Origin of the sequence: Agrobacterium sp. ST15.16.024 (assembly GCF_027956545.1) — a bacterium.
In the GTDB taxonomy this organism is placed as follows: Bacteria; Pseudomonadota; Alphaproteobacteria; order Rhizobiales; family Rhizobiaceae; genus Agrobacterium; species Agrobacterium cucumeris.
Map to the genome: position 1 here is coordinate 1,025,833 of NZ_JAQKGO010000001.1, position 17,918 is coordinate 1,043,750.

The following is a 17,918-nucleotide window of genomic DNA, read 5'->3' on the forward strand; positions in this document are numbered from 1 at the left end:
AGCGTCTACAGCGCGTTCGCCAAAGTGACGAACTCCTCCACCGACAGCGTCTCCGCTCGCCGTGTGGGATCGATCCCCGCTCTTTCCAGCAACGTTTCGCCGCCAAGGCTCTTCACGCTCTGGCGCAACATCTTGCGCCGCTGGCCGAAGGCGGCCTCGGTCACTTTTTCAAGCTTGGCGACATCGCAAGGCAGCGGTTTATCCTTGGGCAGCAGGTGCACGACGGTGGACGTCACCTTCGGTGGCGGGCTGAAGGCCTGCGGCGGCACGTCGAAGGCCATTTCCGATACCGTGCGCCAGCCGGCGAGAACGCCAAGGCGGCCGTAGTGATTGTCGCCTTCTTCAGCCACGATGCGCTGGCCGACTTCCTTTTGGAACATCAGCGTCATGGAGAGCCAGAAAGGCGGCCACGCTTTTGGCAGAAGCCAGTTGACCAGCAATTGTGTGCCGACATTGTAAGGCAGGTTGGCGATGATACGCACCGGTTCACCGGCGGGTATCATCGCCTCGAAATCGGTCTTGAGGGCATCGCCCTCAATCACCTCGAGACGCCCGGGATAATGCGCTTCGATTTCCGCCAGCGCCGGCAGGCAGCGGCTGTCGCGTTCGACGGCGATGACCTTTTTGGCACCGAGCGAAAGAATGGCGCGGGTGAGGCCGCCAGGTCCCGGGCCGACCTCAATCACCGTCACGCCTTCAAGCGGCCCCGCTGTCCGGGCGATCTTCTGGGTGAGGTTGAGATCGAACAGGAAGTTCTGCCCAAGGGATTTCTTCGCATCGAGCCCATGGCGCTGGATGACATCGCGCAGCGGCGGCAGTCCGTCTATGGCCGCCATTATGCGACGGCCCGGCTGCGGGAGGAAATTTCCGCCGCCATCTTCAGCGCCGCCACAAGGCTTGCCTCATTGGCGATACCCTGACCGGCAATGCCAAAGGCGGTGCCGTGGTCCGGCGAGGTACGGATGAAGGGCAGGCCGAGCGTGACATTGACCGAATCGTCAAAGCCGAGCGCCTTGGCCGGAATGAGTGCCTGATCGTGATACATGCACACGGCGACATCATAGCGCTTGCGGGCTGCGTCATGGAACATGGTATCGGCGGGCAGGGGGCCGAAAGCATCGATCCCGTCTTTGCGTAGCCGCATGGTCGCCGGATGAACCACGTCGCGGTCCTCGGTGCCAAGCGCGCCGTCCTCGCCCGCATGCGGGTTAAGCCCGGCAACCGCCAGACGCGGAGCTTCTATTCCGAATTTCTGCCGCAGATCGGCATCGATGATACGGCATGTCTCGACGATCAGCTCTTCGGTCAACGCCGCCGGCACGTCTTTGACGGGGATGTGGATCGTGACCGGAACGACGCGGACTTTGGGACCGGCAATCATCATCACCGGCATCACCTGCTCACCCTTAAGGCGCAAAGCGAGATCGGCTAGAAATTCCGTATGACCCGGGAATCCGAAACCCGCTTCGTAAAGCACGGATTTTGCAATCGGATTGGTGACGACGGCTGCAGCCTTGCCCTCAATAGTCAGGGAAACGGCGGTTTCTATCGCCTTGATCGTCGCATGCGCCGCTCCCACGTGTGGCTGGCCCGCCTGAACCTCGAACCCGACCGGAAGCGGCAGGATTGGGAAAGCGCGATCGAAAACGCTTACGGCATCCGCCACATCGCAGGTCTCGATATTGATCGGAATGCCGATCAGTGCCGCACGGCTGGCCACCACGTCGGGATCACCGATAAAGATAAACGGCGGCAGACCGTTCTCTTGACGCCTGGCCCAGGCGGCAATGGCGATATCGGGGCCGATACCGGCTGGATCTCCCTGTGTCAGGGCAAGCGGCAGGGATGCATGTGTCACGGAAAGACCCGGCTTTCGTATCAGTATCAGGTGTTGACGATCTGCGCCTTCTTGCGCAGCTCATCCATATACTTCTTTTCGTTCGGGTTTTCGCCGTCCTTGGCCTTCATCAGGTCTTCGGACTTGAACACCATCTCCGCCGCATAGTCGTCGGAAACCTGACGCTGCTTGCAGATGGCCAGATATTCGACACCCTTTTCGGTCACGCGCGTTCCGGTGGTGCCGCCTTCCTTGGTCTTTTCAACCAGCGCCTTCCAGTCTTCCGGCAGCTCAGGCGCGAGAATGCGGCCAAGATCCTTGATCGCCACGTCGCGCATGGTTGCTGCAAAGGTCATGGCCTGGTCGCAGCCGGGATAACGCTTGCGCGAGGCTTCAGCCTCGGACTTACGCTTGCCGGTAATGGAATTGCGCTTGGACTCCGGGATGACGAAGATGACCTGCTGCAGGAAATATTCGGTCGTAACCGGCTTGTTGCCACGTTCCTGCAGGCGGGTAACGAGGTCCTGGTTCGACATCTTGCCGCGTGCGCCATAACGGGCGTTGACAAGGCGAGGCCAGCTCATCTGCACGGCGATGAAGGCTTTGAAATGGTCAGCGCCGACGCCCGCCTGTGCCAGCACCTTCGACAATTGATCCGGTTTCATCTTGTTGTTGCCGGCAAAACGCGCAAAAGCGGCATCGACCTCATCGGTGCTGACCGACATTTTCACCCGGCCGATTTCCTCGCGTTTCAGTGCCTCATCGACCAGCTGCTCGCGCGCCTTTTCATTGAGATTGCCGGACTGGCGCTGCAGCTTCAGGAAGGCGACGCGCTTGGCGATATCGTCGTTGGTGATCGGTGTCTTGTTGACGACGATCTTGACCGTGGCATCGGCGAAAGCCTGGCCGGTATAGGGCACGGCGGCCATGGGAACGGCAAATATCGCAAAGGCGAAAGCAGCGCCACGCAAAGCCGTCTTTCCGAAATTCATCATGTCCTTCTCCCTTTCGTCGGGCAGGGGCCTGTCTCCCTGTCCCGCCAGTCTGTTCTGCCTGACGGTGGAAATTTCGCATTCCCCGGCCTGTCAGACCTGCATTTGCGCGTCCGCGCCGCGATTTCGCCACGTATATATCATCGCGATCCGCAGGACGGCAATGTGTCGGTTTGTTGAAAGAAAACCCGATAGAGGTTTATACCCGGCCGACACTGGCGTGTTGTTGCGGCAAAACCGTGACTTTTACTGGCTGAATGGCAAAAAGGCGGGTCACGATGCTGCGTGACCCGCCTTTAAACTCAGTAATTATTCGGCTTCCAGCCGATATCCATATCGGCCCAGTCTTCATTTGCGGAGCCGACACTGATATCGCCGAGCGTGCGGAACGCCAGACGGGCGTTGATCGACCAGTCATTGGCGGCCTGCCGAGTGGAATTGATGTTGCCCTCGTTGGAATAGCTGACCGTCAAGATCGTGCATTCGTCCTGGTAGGCAATGCCGATGCGGCGCTCGGAGGCAAATTTTCCATTCAGATCGTAATTGATCGAGCCGAAGAGCGACCAGTTGTCATCCATGCGCAGCATGCCGGAAGCCTGAACGATGTCGCGGTCTTCGTTATAGCCATATTTTGGCTGCGCCTTGACCTGGGTATAGCTGACCTTGCCGGTGATGCGGCGGTCAGAATAGCTGAGGCCTGTCTCCGACCGGTTGACGTCGAAGTTGTCCTTGTCGAGACGCAGGCTCGATGACAGCGAAAGGCCGATCGGTGCATCGAAGGCGGCCATGGCGACGTAATCCGAACGGTCGGATTCGAGGCCGGAATCAGCACCGACATTCGCCAGATCATAAGAAGCGAAGGAGTTTTCGCCCGCCAGATGGAAAGACTGGCCGACAACGGCGCGAACGCCGTAACCGTTGTCGAACGTGCCATTGTAGCGGAAGCCAAGATTGGCGCGCGTGCCGCCTTCGATCCGGTCGAAACCGGAGAATTTGTCACGCTCGAACAGATTGGTCGCATCGAACACGAAAGCCTGCGCATCTTCATTGGGAAGACGGCCGGAATATTGCTCATTCGGACGTACGAAGATCTGTGCGATCGGTTCGATCACGTGGCTGCTGTTAAGCGCCGTGAAGAGCCAGGGATAACGCACCTCAAGACCGCCGGTGACCATGCCGCGGAACGCCGCGTCATCATGCATCATGCCTTCATAGGCATAAGACGTGCCGCCAGAGGTGAAGCTTGCCGGCGACATGTCCGTCCACAGCGCATCGCCACGCGCGGCGAGGATCGGTGTGATCTGCAGGCCGCTATCCATGGTGAAGGTGCGCTTCCACTCGGCTTCGGTGGAAAGGCGCGTATAGTCACCCTCAAGTCCGTTAAAGCGCGAATAGCCACCAAGAGCATATGCGTCCTGCTTCAGGCGGGTGATGCTGGTCAGGTTGGTGGTCAGCGAAAGCTCGCCACCATAGATCGGATCCGGAACGAAATAACGGTAATCGACAACCGGATGAACGATCGCCTGCTTACGTTCCTGAGATTCGGTATCGTCCGTATTCTGAACGTTGAAATAATAACCGCGGGCGTCGAAGCTGTTCCGTTCACTCGCGCCGCTGAGGTAGATCTGGTTGGTCTGGACGTCGTTCTTATAACCCTTCAGCCCGTAGGTGCGTGAAAAGTTGTTGTCGGTCTGCACCATGGCATCCCAGCCGAATGCCCAGCGCGGATTGATGTTGAAATCGCCCTTGCTGGCGATCATGCCGCGATTGTCGTTGAGCGCGTCGCTGGTTCCGGCCGTGAAGGTTTCGGATTTCAGCTGGCTGATGCCGGCGATCGTGACCGTATGCATGCCGGTTTCGAAACGCTGGCGCAGCTCCGCCTGCAACAGCAGACCCTGCGTCGTGTAATAGGTCGGCGTAACCGTCACATCAGATGTATCGGACAGGACCTGGAAATAGGGAACGCCAATGCCAAAACCGAGATTGTCGGTAATGCTCATCTGCGGGAACAGAAAGCCGGACTTCCGCTTCACCGTATTGTCCGGAACCGTCAGGAACGGCACATAGGCGATCGAATGGCCAAAAAGCTGCAGGCGGGCTTTTTCTAGCCGGATCGTATGGGTCTTGCCGTCCTGGATGACGCGCTCGGCCTTGACCTGCCAGAGCGGCGCCTTTTCAGGTTTTGCGGCGCAGGGCAGACAGGCGGTGTAGACGCCGTTGTTGAGGACCATCAGGTCGCCTTCGAGACGCTCGGCGCTTTCACCCGCGATGCGGGTATTATCAGGGGTCTCGACGCGCAGCGCGTTGACGAATCCCTGGCCAAAATCGTCGGTAACGTCCATTTCGTCGGCATAGATCTTGTTGCCGCCGGGCTCGATCAGCTCGATATTGCCATGCGCGATCACACGGCCGGTCTGCTGATTATATTCCACTTGCTGGGCCACCATGCGGTAGCCCGAATATTTCATGCGAACCACGCCCTTCGCGATGACGCGCTGGGAGTCGCGATTATAGGTCAGTTCATTTGCTGTAAGCAGGAGTTTCGAATCGTCTTGGCTTGCAGACGCAGGCAACCCGCCCTGGCCAAAAGCGACCGGGCTTGATGCCAAATACGCGCACACAGCGGCACCCGTCAGAAGGGCCGTCCAAAGCCGCCTGATATTCCCGCGGTCATATACCGCCACTAGCCGTCCTCCTGATGAAGCAGAATGGTTGCCCCCAAAGCCAACGCCACGACGACTGGAACCCAGACCGCGACGGTGGGAGGGACAACACCACCACTCCCGAATGCCCTTACGAGCACGGTTACTACATAAAGCACGAAGCCGGAAACGATTCCACCCAGAATCACGGAACGCGATTGGGCGAAGCGGCTGAACTTTAATGAAACGGTCGCGGCGATCAAGGTCATCGCAACCAGAAGCAGGGGCGTCGATAGCAGGAAATGATACTGCGTCTCAAGCGCTTTTGAAGACAGTCCAAAAGACTTTGCAACTTCGATCTTGTGAGAAAGGTCAAAGAAAGCAACGGTTTCCGTCTGTGTCATGCGTTCCTGCACGAATTCGCGTCTCAGATTGGTACTGATCTGCGTGCTCTCTTGCCGAACTGGCACATGCCCGGCGCGCGTTTCCGTCACACCGTTAAGAAGCCAGTAACCATCTTCCAACTTTGCCGACTTGGCATCCTGCCGCGAGACGATGTTTCCGTCCTTGTCGAGGTGGATCAGAACCACATCGAGCAGCATCGTTCCGTTGTCCTCGAAGCTCTTGGCGCCGATGATCGTGTCCTGGCCGCCGCTTGCCTGACGCATCCATGGAATGATCTGCTGCTGGCGGCCGCCATTGGCTTCGTTGCGCCATCCCGCTTCCATAGCCAGCGACCGATTCTGGCCCCATGCGGCGATGGGGTTCAAAACGACAACGGACAGAATGCCGAGAAGGACGGATCCGAGGACGAAGGGAAGGATGAATTGCCAGGCGGAAACACCTGCTGCGCGCGTGACAACCAGTTCGTAACGTCGATTGAGCGAGATCAGCGTCGTCATGCCCACGAAAAGGGCGATGAAGGGAACGGTTTGCTGCAGAATCAGCGGCAGGCGAAGTGCTGTCAGGCCAAGTGCACCCGGAACCGAATAGCCCGGCACGCTGGACATGCGCCGTGCCGTCTCGCTGAAATCCGCGAGATAGATGATCGACGATACGCCAAGCACGAACCAGACGGCCGTCATCAGATATCGTTTCAGGAAATATCGGGCGAGGGTGTTGAAAATCATGCGTTGCCGCTCCCCGAATTGCGTGCCAGCCGGCTGGAGAACAGACGGCGCATCCGGCCCGCCGCATCCGCGATAATCTTCGGCATCTTCGGTTTGCGACCGGTTAGCAGGATGAAGGCGGCCGCACCGCCGCTGAGACCCGGCACGGCATAGACCAGCGGAATGAAAGCCGCGCTCTGCTTGACCTGGTTGGTGACGTAAAAACCGAGCCAGCGCAGCATGAAGGCCGTTACCAGCGCGGCGACCATGGGATGCATGCGCGCCTCGCGATGCGAACGGGCATCGGCGGCGATGACCAGCGAGATCAGTGCGAAGGCAAAGGCGAACATCCAGTCCGACAGGCGCTTGTGCAGTTCGCTGCGGAAGTTTTCCGGCGACCGTTTGTAGCTCGCATTGTTCTCGTCAGGCGACAGAAGGAAACCGAGGCTGGCATCGCCCGGAGACAGCGAGGGTTCGGAATCCTGCTTTTCCGACATGGTCGAAAGGTCGAAGGCGTAGGACAGGAACTTGACGATCGACACCTTGCCATCAGGCGTCTTCTGCTGCACTTCGCCGTCGCGCATGGTCAGTGACGTGCCGCTCTCATCGATCATGCCTTCCTTGGCATAATAGATGAGATCGAAATTCGGATCGCGCCGGTCGGCGACGAAAAGGCCCTTGAGAATCCGGCCCTGCCTTTGGGCGATCTGCACATAGAGACCGTCCTGAATGGTACGGAAGGTCTTTTCCTCGATCACCGAGGACAGGAGGTCGGCATAGGCCGCAGCCACCATCTGCCGGGCGGAGTTACGCGCCGGCGGCTCGATGAAATTGGTGATGGTGAAGGAAAGGGCGCTCAGAACGGCGGCCAGAATGAGAACCGGGCGAAACATCACTGAGCGCGGCGATCCGGCCGCATCGATGATGGCAAGCTCGGAATCATTGTTCATCGCCGTGAATGTCTGGGTGATGCCGATGACGAGGGCAAAAGGCAAAACAACGGGGATCAGCGTCGGCAGGATCAGGGTCGCGAGCGCCATGAAGGAGCCCATCGACTGACCGGTGTCGGTGACGAGATTGATTCTCTGGAGAACCTGGATGGTCCAGATGATGGCCAGCACCGGCAACAGCGCGACCAGAAACATCTGCGTTGTCCGCCGCAGGATATAGTTCTCAAGAAGCTTCATACGGCCCTGTTCGACATTGTTTTCCCGTGCGATTGCCCGCCGGATTTCCGCCTATCTAATCGCATCGTTTGCAATTGGCTATTCCGGCGTGCTCACAAATATGTTTTGCACGACGATTTTTCCATCGCCTGTGTCTTTTTGTGGAACAAGCTGTCGGTTTCATGACGTAATCGGCCCAGCCGCAAAAATGTCATTCCTTTAACGAATGTGGACCTTTAAGGAATGTCGGCCTTTAAACAAATCAGGCCATAAAAAATGTAGTGTTGCGCCGGGGGCTGAAAAGGCCATGATCGTGCGCATCATGCAATTTGACCATGAAGAGCAGGAAAACATGTCCGCCAAATTCGATATTTCTTTCGCCAATTCCGCTTCGCTTGAAAACTCGCTGGCCGTTGTGCTGCAGGCCTCCGGTGAGGCGCAGGCCGCCGCCGGTGCTTCCGAGGCCGATCCGGGTGGCGTGATCGAGAGGGCGGCGAAGATTGCGGGATTTGCTGCCAAATCCATGACGACGCTCGATGTGATCGCGCCGCAGGGCTCGAGCGCCGACCGATTGCTCGTCATCGGCCTCGGCAAGCCGGCGAAACTTGTTGCGCATGACTGGCTGCGCGCCGGCGGCACAGCCGCCGCCAATTTCCGCAAGGCAGACAAGGTTGCCATCTATCTCGACGCTCCGGGCGTCGAAATCAGCGCGCAGGCCGCTGCGGATTTCGCACTGGGTCTTCTGCTACGCGCCTATAGCTTCGATGCCTACAAGACCAAGAAAAAATCCGACGACGAAAAGACACCGAAGAAAGTCGAGGTCGTCATCGTCACGGCCGTTCATCAGGAAGCGGAAAAGGCTTTTGCCGTCTCCGAGGCTGTTGCGGGCGGCGTTCTGCTCGCGCGCGACCTCGTCAACCTGCCGCCGAACGTCTTAGGCCCCGTCGAATTCGCCGAAAAGGCGGAAGAGTTGCGCAAGCTGGGTGTCGATGTCGAGATTCTCGGCGAAAAGGACTTGAAGAAGCTTGGCATGAACGCGCTTCTCGGCGTGGCGCAGGGCTCGGCCCGTCCGCCGCGGCTTGCCGTCATGCAGTGGAACGGTGGTTCCAAGAAGGATGAACCCATTGCTTTCGTCGGCAAGGGCGTCGTTTTTGATACTGGCGGCATTTCGCTGAAGCCCGGCCTCAACATGGAAGACATGAAGGGCGACATGGGTGGCGCCGCAGCCGTCACCGGCCTGATGCATGTGCTTGCAGCCCGCAAGGCGAAGGCAAATGTCATCGGCGTTATCGGTCTCGTGGAAAACATGCCCGATGGCAATGCCCAGCGTCCGGGCGACATCGTCACTTCCATGTCCGGCCAGACCATCGAGATCATTAATACCGATGCCGAAGGTCGCCTGGTTCTGGCGGATGCGCTCTGGTACACCAAGGAGCGTTTCAGCCCGAAATTCATGATCAACCTCGCCACCCTCACGGGTGCGATCACGGTTGCGCTCGGCAATCTTCAGGCCGGCCTTTTCTGCAATGACGACGAGCTTGCGACGCGCCTCGCCCAGGCTGGTGACGCGACGGCGGAAAAGCTGTGGCGCATGCCGCTCGGCAAGGATTACGACAAGATCATCGATTCCAAATTTGCCGACATGAAGAACAGCTCGGGCCGTCTGGCGGGCTCCGTCACCGCCGCGCAGTTCCTCAAGCGCTTTGTGGGTGAAACGCCGTGGGCGCATCTCGATATTGCCGGCACGGCGATGGGATCGCCCATGACCGAAATCAACCAGTCCTGGGGATCGGGTTATGGCGTGAGGCTTTTGAACGAACTCGTTCGCGCCCATTACGAAGATTGATGCGAGCGGAGTTCGAAGTCTGCGGATGACCGAAATTCTGTTCTACCATCTGACGGAATCGAAGCTCGAGGACGCGCTGCCGCCTTTGCTCGAAAAATCGCTGGAACGCGGCTGGAAAGTCGCGATCCAGACGGTGGACGAGGAGCGCCGCGATTTCCTCGACGCGCATCTGTGGACCTTTCGTGACGACAGTTTTCTGCCGCACGCCACGGATGCGTCTCCGGCACCGCAAAGCCAGCCGATTCTGCTCACAGCCTCGGAAGTCAACGGCAACGGCGCAAATGTCCGCTTTCTGGTGGATGGCGCCGAACCGCCGGCGGTAGAGGCCTATGAGCGCATCGTCTTCATGTTCGACGGATATGATGCCTACCAGCTCGAAATGGCGCGAAATCACTGGAAAAGGCTGAAGACTGAAGGTCATGCACTGACCTATTGGCAACAGTCGCCAGAGGGGCGCTGGCAGAAAAAGGCGTAGTTGCCGGCAGGTGTCGAGACCGGCCGCCTGCGGAAGCCCACAAACAGACCGACAACAATTCGCATGTGGCGCCGCATATCGGTTTTTGCATTATGTGCCGGCCGGACGAGGCTTCATATGAAATAGCAGAAGGACATCATCATGGGACAGGCGATATCACGACCGGAAGGGGAAACGGAGCGTCTGGTCGCGGTGAGGTCCATCATGTCCTTCAAGAATGCGGAAATACCGGAACTGAAGGTGCTTTCTCAGCTGGGGCAGGGCGTGTTCGGCGTGCCGCGCGCCGCCGTTCATATCGTCGATGAGGATTGGCTGCATATCGCCGAACAGGTGGGAATGCAGCTGTCGGAATGCCCGCGCGATCTGTCCATCTGCAACCGTGTCATTACCAGACGGGATGTCGTGGCCATTTCCGATCTGACGGAACACCCGGATTTTCGTTTCATGTCCTATGTGAAAGGCGGCCCCGAACTGCGTTCTTATGCCGGTGCGCCGATCGAACTGGAGGCGGGCCTCGTTGTGGGAGCCTTTTGCCTCGTCGATACGGTGCCGAGAAAATTTTCCCGCGCCGAAATCGACAATCTCAGGCATTTCGCGCTGCTGGCGGCGGCGCTGTTGCGTCTCCAGAAAGCCAATTTCACCATGAGTCTCGCCGAGCGCGAACTGCGCGACGCGGCAATGACCGATCCGCTGACCGGGTTTTATAACCGCAAGGCGCTGGAGGCGATCGTTGATGGCCAGCTGGGTGCGGCACTTCAGGCAAATGAAACCTTTGGTGTTCTCTATCTCGATCTGGATGGCTTCAAGACGATCAATGATACATTCGGCCACCCGGCGGGCGACTGTGTGCTGACTGCCGCTGCCGGACGTATTCGCGATGCTATCCGCAGTGAAGATATCGTGGTCCGCATGGGCGGCGATGAATTTGCAATCTTCATACCGCATCCCAACTCGTCGGTGTTGATGAACGGATTGGCCGACCGGCTTCTGTCCGCCTTTCGTGAACCTTTCGATGTCGATGGTCATGAGGTCACGGCGCGCCTCAGCATCGGCGGTGCGATTGCCCCGCAGGCGGGGGCGGATCGCGCGGCGCTGTTGAGCAGCGTCGATGAGGCTTTGTATCAAGCCAAAAAATCAGGGCGCGACCGTTTTGTCAGCCGCGCCCTCTGAGAAGTTCTGAAAACGGCCTTTTTGTCAGTCGTAGAAGGAATCCACGAATTTGTGGCGGCCGAGCAGGAAGGCGTCGGCCACATGGGTCAAGGGCGCCAGATCCACATCGGAGCGGCCGGCCTTGATGATCTCCGCGAAACGCTCGTAAAGGGCGGGATATTCCCGCTCAGGCTGGGAGAGCTTCTCTTCGCCGTTGATCGAGAGTTTGGCACCGCCTTCCGAAAGCACCATCCGTCCGCCGGCCGTTTCGGCGATGATATCCCAGCTCTGCTTGCCGGTCTGGCGCCAGTCGAACTCGGCCCGCATAGGCATTTTCGTCACGTCGGAAAAATGCAGGTCCGCAGCGATCGGCGCATCGCGGTTTTCCGGGAATTCCAGCGTCGCCTTGGTCAGGAACAGCGCGCGGGGCAGGATATGGGTGATGATCGAAAGTGCGTTGATGCCGGGGTCGAAGACACCAAGGCCACCCGCCTGCCAGATCCATGCCTGGTTCGGATGCCAGTGGCGCACATCCTCCTTCCAGATCACATGCACGCTGTCGATTTTTGTGGAAGCCAGAAATGCCTTGGCCGCTTCCACCGCCGGCGCGTAACGCGAATGCCAGCTTGCAAACAGCGAAAGTCCCTTCGAATCCGCAAGGCGGACAAGATCCTGCACTTCAGAAAGCGTAGCACCCGGCGGCTTTTCAAGGAAAACATGCTTGCCGGCATTCAGAGCCGCATAGGCTGCCTCGTAACGAAACTGCGGCGGCATGCACAGGGACACGGCCTCGATCTGCGGAACCGCTTCCAGCATTGCCTCGATGGTGCCATAGGAGGCAACGCCATCCACGGTGCCATGCCGGCTCGCCGTGGCGATCAATTCGAAATCCGGATTGCCCGCGATGGCTGGAAGATGCTGGTCGCGAACGATTTTACCGACGCCGACGATGGCAAGCTTGGTGGCTGACATGGAGAGGTACCCGTGTGCGTGCTTCATGAAATAAAGTGTGACTTTATAAGTTTCTAGCAGAAATGGCCGAAGGGGCAAGGTGATCGTCCCGGCCGGGAATGGCTTTTTTAATGAACAGTACCGGAAAATAAAACGCTGAATATGTCGTTTCGGAATAAAGTAATATTTTGAATTAAAGGTGATGTTTTAAGTTTAAATCATAAAATCGGCTTTTCAATATTTTTTAATGGTAGTTTTGTATTTGTTTTGAATAATTGCTGAAATTTGGAACTTTATTTTTTTCTTAAGGGTGTATCAAAGAGTAATTGGATGGTATTTTTATTTGAAGATGACCGGTCTTCCGGGTTCATTCGTAAAATCAATGAAAGCAACCATCGGTTCAATACGTGTGGATTAATTTCGGCATGGTTGTCTATAATCGGTACCTGTTTGTCAATACGAACTGGGTGCCGGAGATTATCTGGCTGGATGTTGCCGTCCGGTTGTTTGTTGTCGCACCGCTCCTGTTCCTTTATTTCCCGGCGCGGCATTATGCGGTGCTGGTCGCCCCACAGGCGGGAGCGATTGTCGCTCCGGAGAATTTTACCGGGATGCGAACTGCGGCAGCGATATGGGCCGGCCGTGGCAGCGGGCTCTGTGTTATAGTCCGTACCTCGCAGATACGGGAATTGTGAAAGGCGGACGCCGGAACTCCGGCGGCGAAACAAATAATAACCGGGGATTCGCAGATGATGGAATTGATCGCCGTTCAGGCAGCGGCCGCTGCCGCCGAGCTTCCATTCCTGCTGCTCCAGGCAGCTGCGGTGATCGGCATGGTATCCGTGTTGATCCTCATGCGCCGCAAGATCGCCCTCGATGACCCGCGTTATAAGATTTATTACGGTATCATTTTCGGCGTGGCCGGATTTCTGCTGACGCTTCTGGTTTCCGAGTTTATCCAGCTGCCTTCCAAACCCTATATCCGCTCGGATCTGCTGTTTCTGGCGGGGCTTCTTGGGTCATGGCAGGGTGGCGGAATAGCGTTGCTTCTCGTTGCTGCCGGGCGCTACGTGATCGGCGGCCCCGTGCTGTTTCTTGCCGCTTTTCAGGACATGGTCGTCATCTCGGCTTTCGGGATATTGATGTATGGCTGGATGCGCCGCCGGCGTCTGACCGAACTGGGGCTGCGCGATATTCTCGCCGTTTTTGGTGTGCGGTTTGTTGCGGCGCTGTTTGCCATCTCCGTGTCGTTCGGTCTGGGTCTTGTCGATCAGTCGGTGTTTTTAAGCGCGATAGGGCGTCGCACCCTGGGGGCGGTCGTTGTTGGTCTGCCGATGATCACCTGCCTGTTGCTTGTTCTGCGCAGCGAGGCGCGGGCGCGGGAGGAGGTGAGGAAGCGTGATATCGTCGCGCGGACGGATTCCCTGACCGGCCTGCCTAACCGTCGCGCCCTCAAAGACCATATCGAAACGATGGCACGGCGGGAGCCGCCCGTGCCACACGCGCTCCTTCTCATAGAAATCGTCAATATTGCCGATGTCGCCGCCTGTGAAGGCGAGGACTGGGCCGATCTTTTCTGGCCGCGACTGGCGCGGGAAGTATGTGATGGTGATAGCAGCCTGCTGTCGCACTCCAATGCGCCGCGCAGCTTCATGTTCGGCGATACGACACTTGCGGTGGTCATCGAAGGCGTCTCGCTGGAAAAGTCGGAAAGCGCACGGCTCATGATGCATCTGCATGACGGGCTGAGCGCATTTTGCCGCTCCGCGGAGGCGGGGCCCGCCCCGCATCTGAAGATCGGCGCGGCCAACCTGGACATGCTTTCCCGGCAGAACGTGGCATCATTTCTCAGGCATCTCAGCCTGGCGCTGAGGAGAAGCGAAAATCCGGTGCAGATTTTCCCCTTCTCCTTTGCCGAAAAAGCCAGCCGCGACGAGGGTGTTCGGCAGATGCTGGTCCATTGGGTCAAATCCGGCAGGCCGCCAATATGCTACCAGCCGAAATTTGAAATGCACAATCGCCGCATGATCGGTGCGGAGGCGCTTCTGCGGGCAACAGATGCGCGCGGGCAGGCGCTTTCGCCCTATTATGTGCTGGAAATTGCCGAGCGCCACCGGCTGCTGGTGGAATTCGAGTGGTCGACGATCGAGGCGGTCGTCCGCGACCTCAGCAATCTGCGGAGCCTCGAGCCGGATTTTCATTTGTCTGTGAATATTTCCGCCTCGTCATTCTCGACCCCACGTTTCGGAGACCGGGTCGTGGCGTTCCTGAGTGAAATGGGGGTTCCGGCGCATCGGCTGTCGATCGAGGTGACGGAGATGAGCCGTGTACCGGCCATCGATGTCGTGCAGCAGAATTTCGACAGGCTGAGCGAAGCAGGCGTGCGGCTGTCGCTTGATGATTTCGGCACAGGTTATGCCGCGCTTACCCTGCTTGCGAGGTTCCCCTTCGAAGAGGTCAAGATCGACCACTGGATGACGTCCCGGCTCGATCAGTCACGCTTCAAGGACGCCATCGCGCTCGCATTCGAAAGCGCCGAGCGTTACGGCGCCAAGCTGGTGACGGAAGGCATAGAAACGGAGGAGCAGAGCCGGCTTCTCATGCAGATGGGCATCCGTTTCGGTCAGGGTTATCTCTATTCGCCCGCTGTGCCGCTCGATCGCCTGCAGCCCCGCAGGGAATGCGCCTAGAGCGTTTGCGGCGAGCCATGTCACACCGCTCTGTCGCCGCGTTCTGGCTGCGTTGGCATCGAAGCTGGCGTCTTCCGGATTGAATCTTTGCCCGGTCTATGCTGAGGAGGTGCTTTGAAGAACCAGAGTTCCGACCGTGTTTTCCGGTCAGGCGAGCGAACCAATGCTTGAAAAAAACGACGCAGGGAACAGACGAGCCGGAATATCCGGGCAATCGCCGTCAGGGGAAAGCGCGGCAAGGGCGGGTAGCGTCACGCAATCGCTGCGCACCATCGCCGATGCCGTATCCGGCCATAGGCCATCGTTGGGCGATCTGCGTCCTGCGCCCGTATTGTCGTTTTTCCGGGTGTTTGCGGTCTGGGCATTGTTGATGGTGGCGGTCGTGTCCGCCCTGGCGGCCTATCAATATGGTAGCCTGCTGGGCGAGCTGGAGCGGCAGAGCGACGCCTTGCAGGCCGAGGCTACGCGCCGGGCGGATCAGCATGATGCCCATGTGACGGCGCTGTCTGCGGTGGCGCAGGCGGAGCAGGGATCGGATCACGGCCTGCTGCTTGCCATCGCCGCACCCATTCTGCAATTTTACCCGCGCATCGATGAAGTCCAGCTGGTCTCGTTGACGGAGGGGGGTCCCGCAGCCGGCACCCGACCGCTGGAAAATGAACTGGCGGCGGATATCCGCAACGCGTCATCGGTGTTTACGGGCAAGCCCGCATTGCTGGCAAGTGCGCTGAGGCCCGGCCACTATCTCATCGTCAAGCGCAGCCCCAATAGCGAGACGGCACGGCAGGCGCTGGTGCTGGCTGTCGATGCGGCACGGCTGCTGGCATCCGATTCCCCCTTCTGGTCGGCGCAACGGGCAGTGATCCGTCTGAAGATGCCGGATGGCACCCTGTTATACGGCCCGCCGCAACTGCCCGTGGAGCCGCAATATGCCCGGCAGCTGAGCAGTGACAGCCAGCCTTTGCTTCTGGAGGTGGCGCTTCCCATCACCTGGCGGGAACTTCTGCCGGGCGGCGCCCTGCTGGCGGCGCTGGCCGGTGCCAGCGTCATTTTTGTGTTCGGCATCGTGATGGCAAGGCAGAGAACACGTATACGCGCCGCCGAAAGACGGGCAGAGCTAAGCGGCATGGAGGCGAGGCTGACCCACGCCTCGCGCGTCAATGCGCTTGGAGAAATGGCGAGCGGCCTTGCCCATGAACTGACCCAGCCCCTGACGGCAATCCTGGCGCAGGCGCAGGCCGGGCGGCGGCTTCTTGCCCGTCAGGATGTCGCAACGCTTTCCGGCGCGCTGGACGATATGATCGAGCAGGCGCGATGCGCCGCCAACATGCTTGACCGTTTCCGCAACTGGTCGCTGCCGCACCGCCATCCGGCCACGGCCCATGATCTGCGCGTTGCGCTGCGCAATGTCGATGCACTTCTGACCGGCGAGGCGGCGCGCCAGCAGGTCGTCATCGATATCCGCCAGCCAGAGGTGCCACTTCTGGTTCGGGTCGATCCGGTGGAAATGGAGCAGGTGATGTTCAATCTGCTGCGTAATGCCCTTGATGCGCTGGCCGGTGCCGACGAGGGCAAGGGCGTAATCACCGCAACGCTCACCCGCGAGGGTGATCTTGCCCTGTTCGAAGTCGCCGATAACGGCCCCGGCGTGGAGCCGCAATTGCGCGACCGGCTTTTTACCCCCTTCGCAACCACCAAAAACAACGGCATGGGACTAGGTCTCGCGCTCAGCCAGCGGCTGGTGGAGCGCGCCGGCGGCGAAATCCTCTTTATCGAGCAGGATAATGGCGCCTTGTTCCGCGTTGTCCTGCCGGTCACCACGGAGGTAACGAAGCCATGACGTTGCCCGTCTATCTCGTTGATGACGACGACGCCGTGCGCAAGGCGCTGATATTGCTTCTGTCCACGGTCGGCATCAAGGCGAAGGGATTTGCCGATCCAACGGCTTTCCTCAGCCATTTGCCGGGTCTCGAGCCGGGCTGCCTGATCTTCGACATCCGCATGCCCGCCATTACCGGCCTCAAGCTTCAGGAAAAGCTGGTGGAGGAAGGTATCGACTGGCCGGTCATCATCATTTCCGGCCATGGAAATATCGAGGCCTGCCGCCGCGCCTTCCGTAACGGTGCCGTGGATTTCCTGTCGAAGCCCGTGGATGAGCAGGATCTCATCGACGCGATCCAGAAGGCGCACCAGACGCTTGCCCGCACGCTGGATGCACGGGCATTGCAGGCGGAAACGGTGGCGCTGCTGTCGCTTCTGACCGCGCGTGAGCGTGAGATACTCGAGCGCATCGCACTCGGTTTCACCACCCGCCAGATCGCCGATGGGCTTGGCCTGTCACCACGCACGGTCGACAGTCATCGCGCCGCCATCGGCCTCAAGCTCGGCACCACCTCACAGGCGGAAATGACAAGGCTGTGGCTGGAGGCCGGCGAAGATCGGTAGAACTACTGACCATCCGGCAAGGCTTACGGATTCGCAGCCGTGTTTTATTTGCCTAGGTTGAAGTCCTCATCAAGCAAGAGGACCTTTTCATGATCCGCAATCTTCTCATCGCGTCCGTTCTGATCGCCCCTTCGGCTGCATTGGCCCAGACGCTGCCGACCGCTCCTTACCTGCCGCTCGAAATGGCTGAAAAGGCGGCCAAGGCAGCGCTTCAGGCTTGTGTCGCAAAAGGTAGCGCCGTCACCGTTGCCATCGTCACCCGCGACGGTGCCACCAAGACGGTCTTGAAGGCGGATAATTCCGGCCCGCATACGGTCTCCAGCGCAACCGGCAAGGCTTTCGCCGCCGCATCGCTCGGTCGTGATAGCGGCGAAATCGCGGATTTCATCGCCTCCAAGCCTGCCAATGATGGTCTGCGCAATATGGACGAACGCATGGTCATCCAGGCCGGCGGTCTGCCGATCAAGATTGGTGAGGCTCTCGTCGGCGGTATCGGCGTCGGCGGTGCGCCCTCTGGCGCCATTGATGTGGAATGCGCCCGTGAAGGCCTCAACGCCATCGGCGCCAAGTAAGCAGCATCAGATAAATCCGGCGGCTTCTGAAAAAGCCGTCGGAA

At 59.0% G+C, this 17,918-nt stretch carries 15 protein-coding genes; 8 read left to right on the forward strand and 7 right to left on the reverse strand.

The window, feature by feature from the left end:
- Positions 1-5: 5 nt before the first annotated feature.
- The 6 genes from rsmA to lptF all read right to left on the reverse strand — a co-directional run bounded on the left by rsmA (position 6) and on the right by lptF (position 7,767).
- Positions 6-836, reverse strand: coding sequence for a 16S rRNA (adenine(1518)-N(6)/adenine(1519)-N(6))-dimethyltransferase RsmA (rsmA, locus tag PL640_RS05085; RefSeq protein ID WP_271360994.1), 831 nt, complete (start codon positions 834-836; stop codon positions 6-8).
- The gene (gene pdxA / locus PL640_RS05090; protein WP_271360996.1) at positions 836-1,858 is read right to left on the reverse strand and encodes a 4-hydroxythreonine-4-phosphate dehydrogenase PdxA; all 1,023 of its coding nucleotides are present in this window, start codon (positions 1,856-1,858) and stop codon (positions 836-838) included. The genes rsmA and pdxA overlap by 1 nt, the downstream gene beginning before the upstream one ends.
- 26 nt (positions 1,859-1,884) lie before the next feature.
- Positions 1,885-2,832 carry a SurA N-terminal domain-containing protein gene (locus tag PL640_RS05095; RefSeq protein WP_269698249.1) on the reverse strand — a complete coding sequence of 316 codons (948 nt, stop codon included), beginning with the start codon at positions 2,830-2,832 and terminating at the stop codon, positions 1,885-1,887.
- 299 nt (positions 2,833-3,131) lie between these two features.
- Complete coding sequence (locus PL640_RS05100; protein ID WP_271360997.1) at positions 3,132-5,513, reverse strand: LPS-assembly protein LptD; 2,382 nt, start codon at positions 5,511-5,513, stop codon at positions 3,132-3,134.
- Entirely contained in the window at positions 5,513-6,601 is a 1,089-nt protein-coding gene (lptG, locus tag PL640_RS05105; protein ID WP_271360998.1) for an LPS export ABC transporter permease LptG, read from the reverse strand. Before lptG ends, PL640_RS05100 begins: the two co-directional genes overlap by 1 nt.
- Complete coding sequence (gene lptF, locus PL640_RS05110) at positions 6,598-7,767, reverse strand: LPS export ABC transporter permease LptF (protein WP_271360999.1); 1,170 nt, start codon at positions 7,765-7,767, stop codon at positions 6,598-6,600. Before lptF ends, lptG begins: the two co-directional genes overlap by 4 nt.
- Positions 7,768-8,098: 331 nt before the next feature.
- Between lptF and PL640_RS05115 the strand changes: the two genes are divergently transcribed.
- From PL640_RS05115 to PL640_RS05125, 3 genes are all read left to right on the forward strand, one after another.
- A complete protein-coding gene (locus PL640_RS05115) occupies positions 8,099-9,592 on the forward strand; it encodes a leucyl aminopeptidase (protein ID WP_271361456.1) in 1,494 nt (497 codons plus the stop codon).
- 25 nt (positions 9,593-9,617) lie between these two features.
- Positions 9,618-10,067, forward strand: coding sequence for a DNA polymerase III subunit chi (locus PL640_RS05120; RefSeq protein WP_271361000.1), 450 nt, complete (start codon positions 9,618-9,620; stop codon positions 10,065-10,067).
- 141 nt (positions 10,068-10,208) lie between these two features.
- On the forward strand, positions 10,209-11,237 hold the full coding sequence (locus PL640_RS05125; RefSeq protein ID WP_271361001.1) for a sensor domain-containing diguanylate cyclase: 1,029 nt from the start codon (positions 10,209-10,211) through the stop codon (positions 11,235-11,237).
- A gap of 24 nt (positions 11,238-11,261) precedes the next feature.
- On the opposite strand, the gene PL640_RS05130 is transcribed toward PL640_RS05125, so the two are convergent.
- Positions 11,262-12,188, reverse strand: a complete 927-nt coding sequence (locus PL640_RS05130) for a Gfo/Idh/MocA family protein (protein ID WP_269698244.1) — start codon at positions 12,186-12,188, stop codon at positions 11,262-11,264.
- Positions 12,189-12,592: 404 nt separating this feature from the next.
- Between PL640_RS05130 and PL640_RS05135 the strand changes: the two genes are divergently transcribed.
- The 5 genes from PL640_RS05135 to PL640_RS05155 all read left to right on the forward strand — a co-directional run bounded on the left by PL640_RS05135 (position 12,593) and on the right by PL640_RS05155 (position 17,874).
- Positions 12,593-12,862, forward strand: a complete 270-nt coding sequence (locus PL640_RS05135) for a hypothetical protein (protein WP_271361003.1) — start codon at positions 12,593-12,595, stop codon at positions 12,860-12,862.
- 54 nt (positions 12,863-12,916) lie between these two features.
- Complete coding sequence (locus PL640_RS05140; protein WP_271361004.1) at positions 12,917-14,857, forward strand: EAL domain-containing protein; 1,941 nt, start codon at positions 12,917-12,919, stop codon at positions 14,855-14,857.
- 163 nt (positions 14,858-15,020) lie between these two features.
- Complete coding sequence (locus tag PL640_RS05145; protein WP_271361005.1) at positions 15,021-16,697, forward strand: sensor histidine kinase; 1,677 nt, start codon at positions 15,021-15,023, stop codon at positions 16,695-16,697.
- Positions 16,694-17,302, forward strand: coding sequence for a response regulator transcription factor (locus PL640_RS05150; RefSeq protein ID WP_271361006.1), 609 nt, complete (start codon positions 16,694-16,696; stop codon positions 17,300-17,302). Before PL640_RS05145 ends, PL640_RS05150 begins: the two co-directional genes overlap by 4 nt.
- A gap of 89 nt (positions 17,303-17,391) precedes the next feature.
- On the forward strand, positions 17,392-17,874 hold the full coding sequence (locus PL640_RS05155) for a GlcG/HbpS family heme-binding protein (RefSeq protein WP_142839506.1): 483 nt from the start codon (positions 17,392-17,394) through the stop codon (positions 17,872-17,874).
- Positions 17,875-17,918 lie beyond the last annotated feature (44 nt).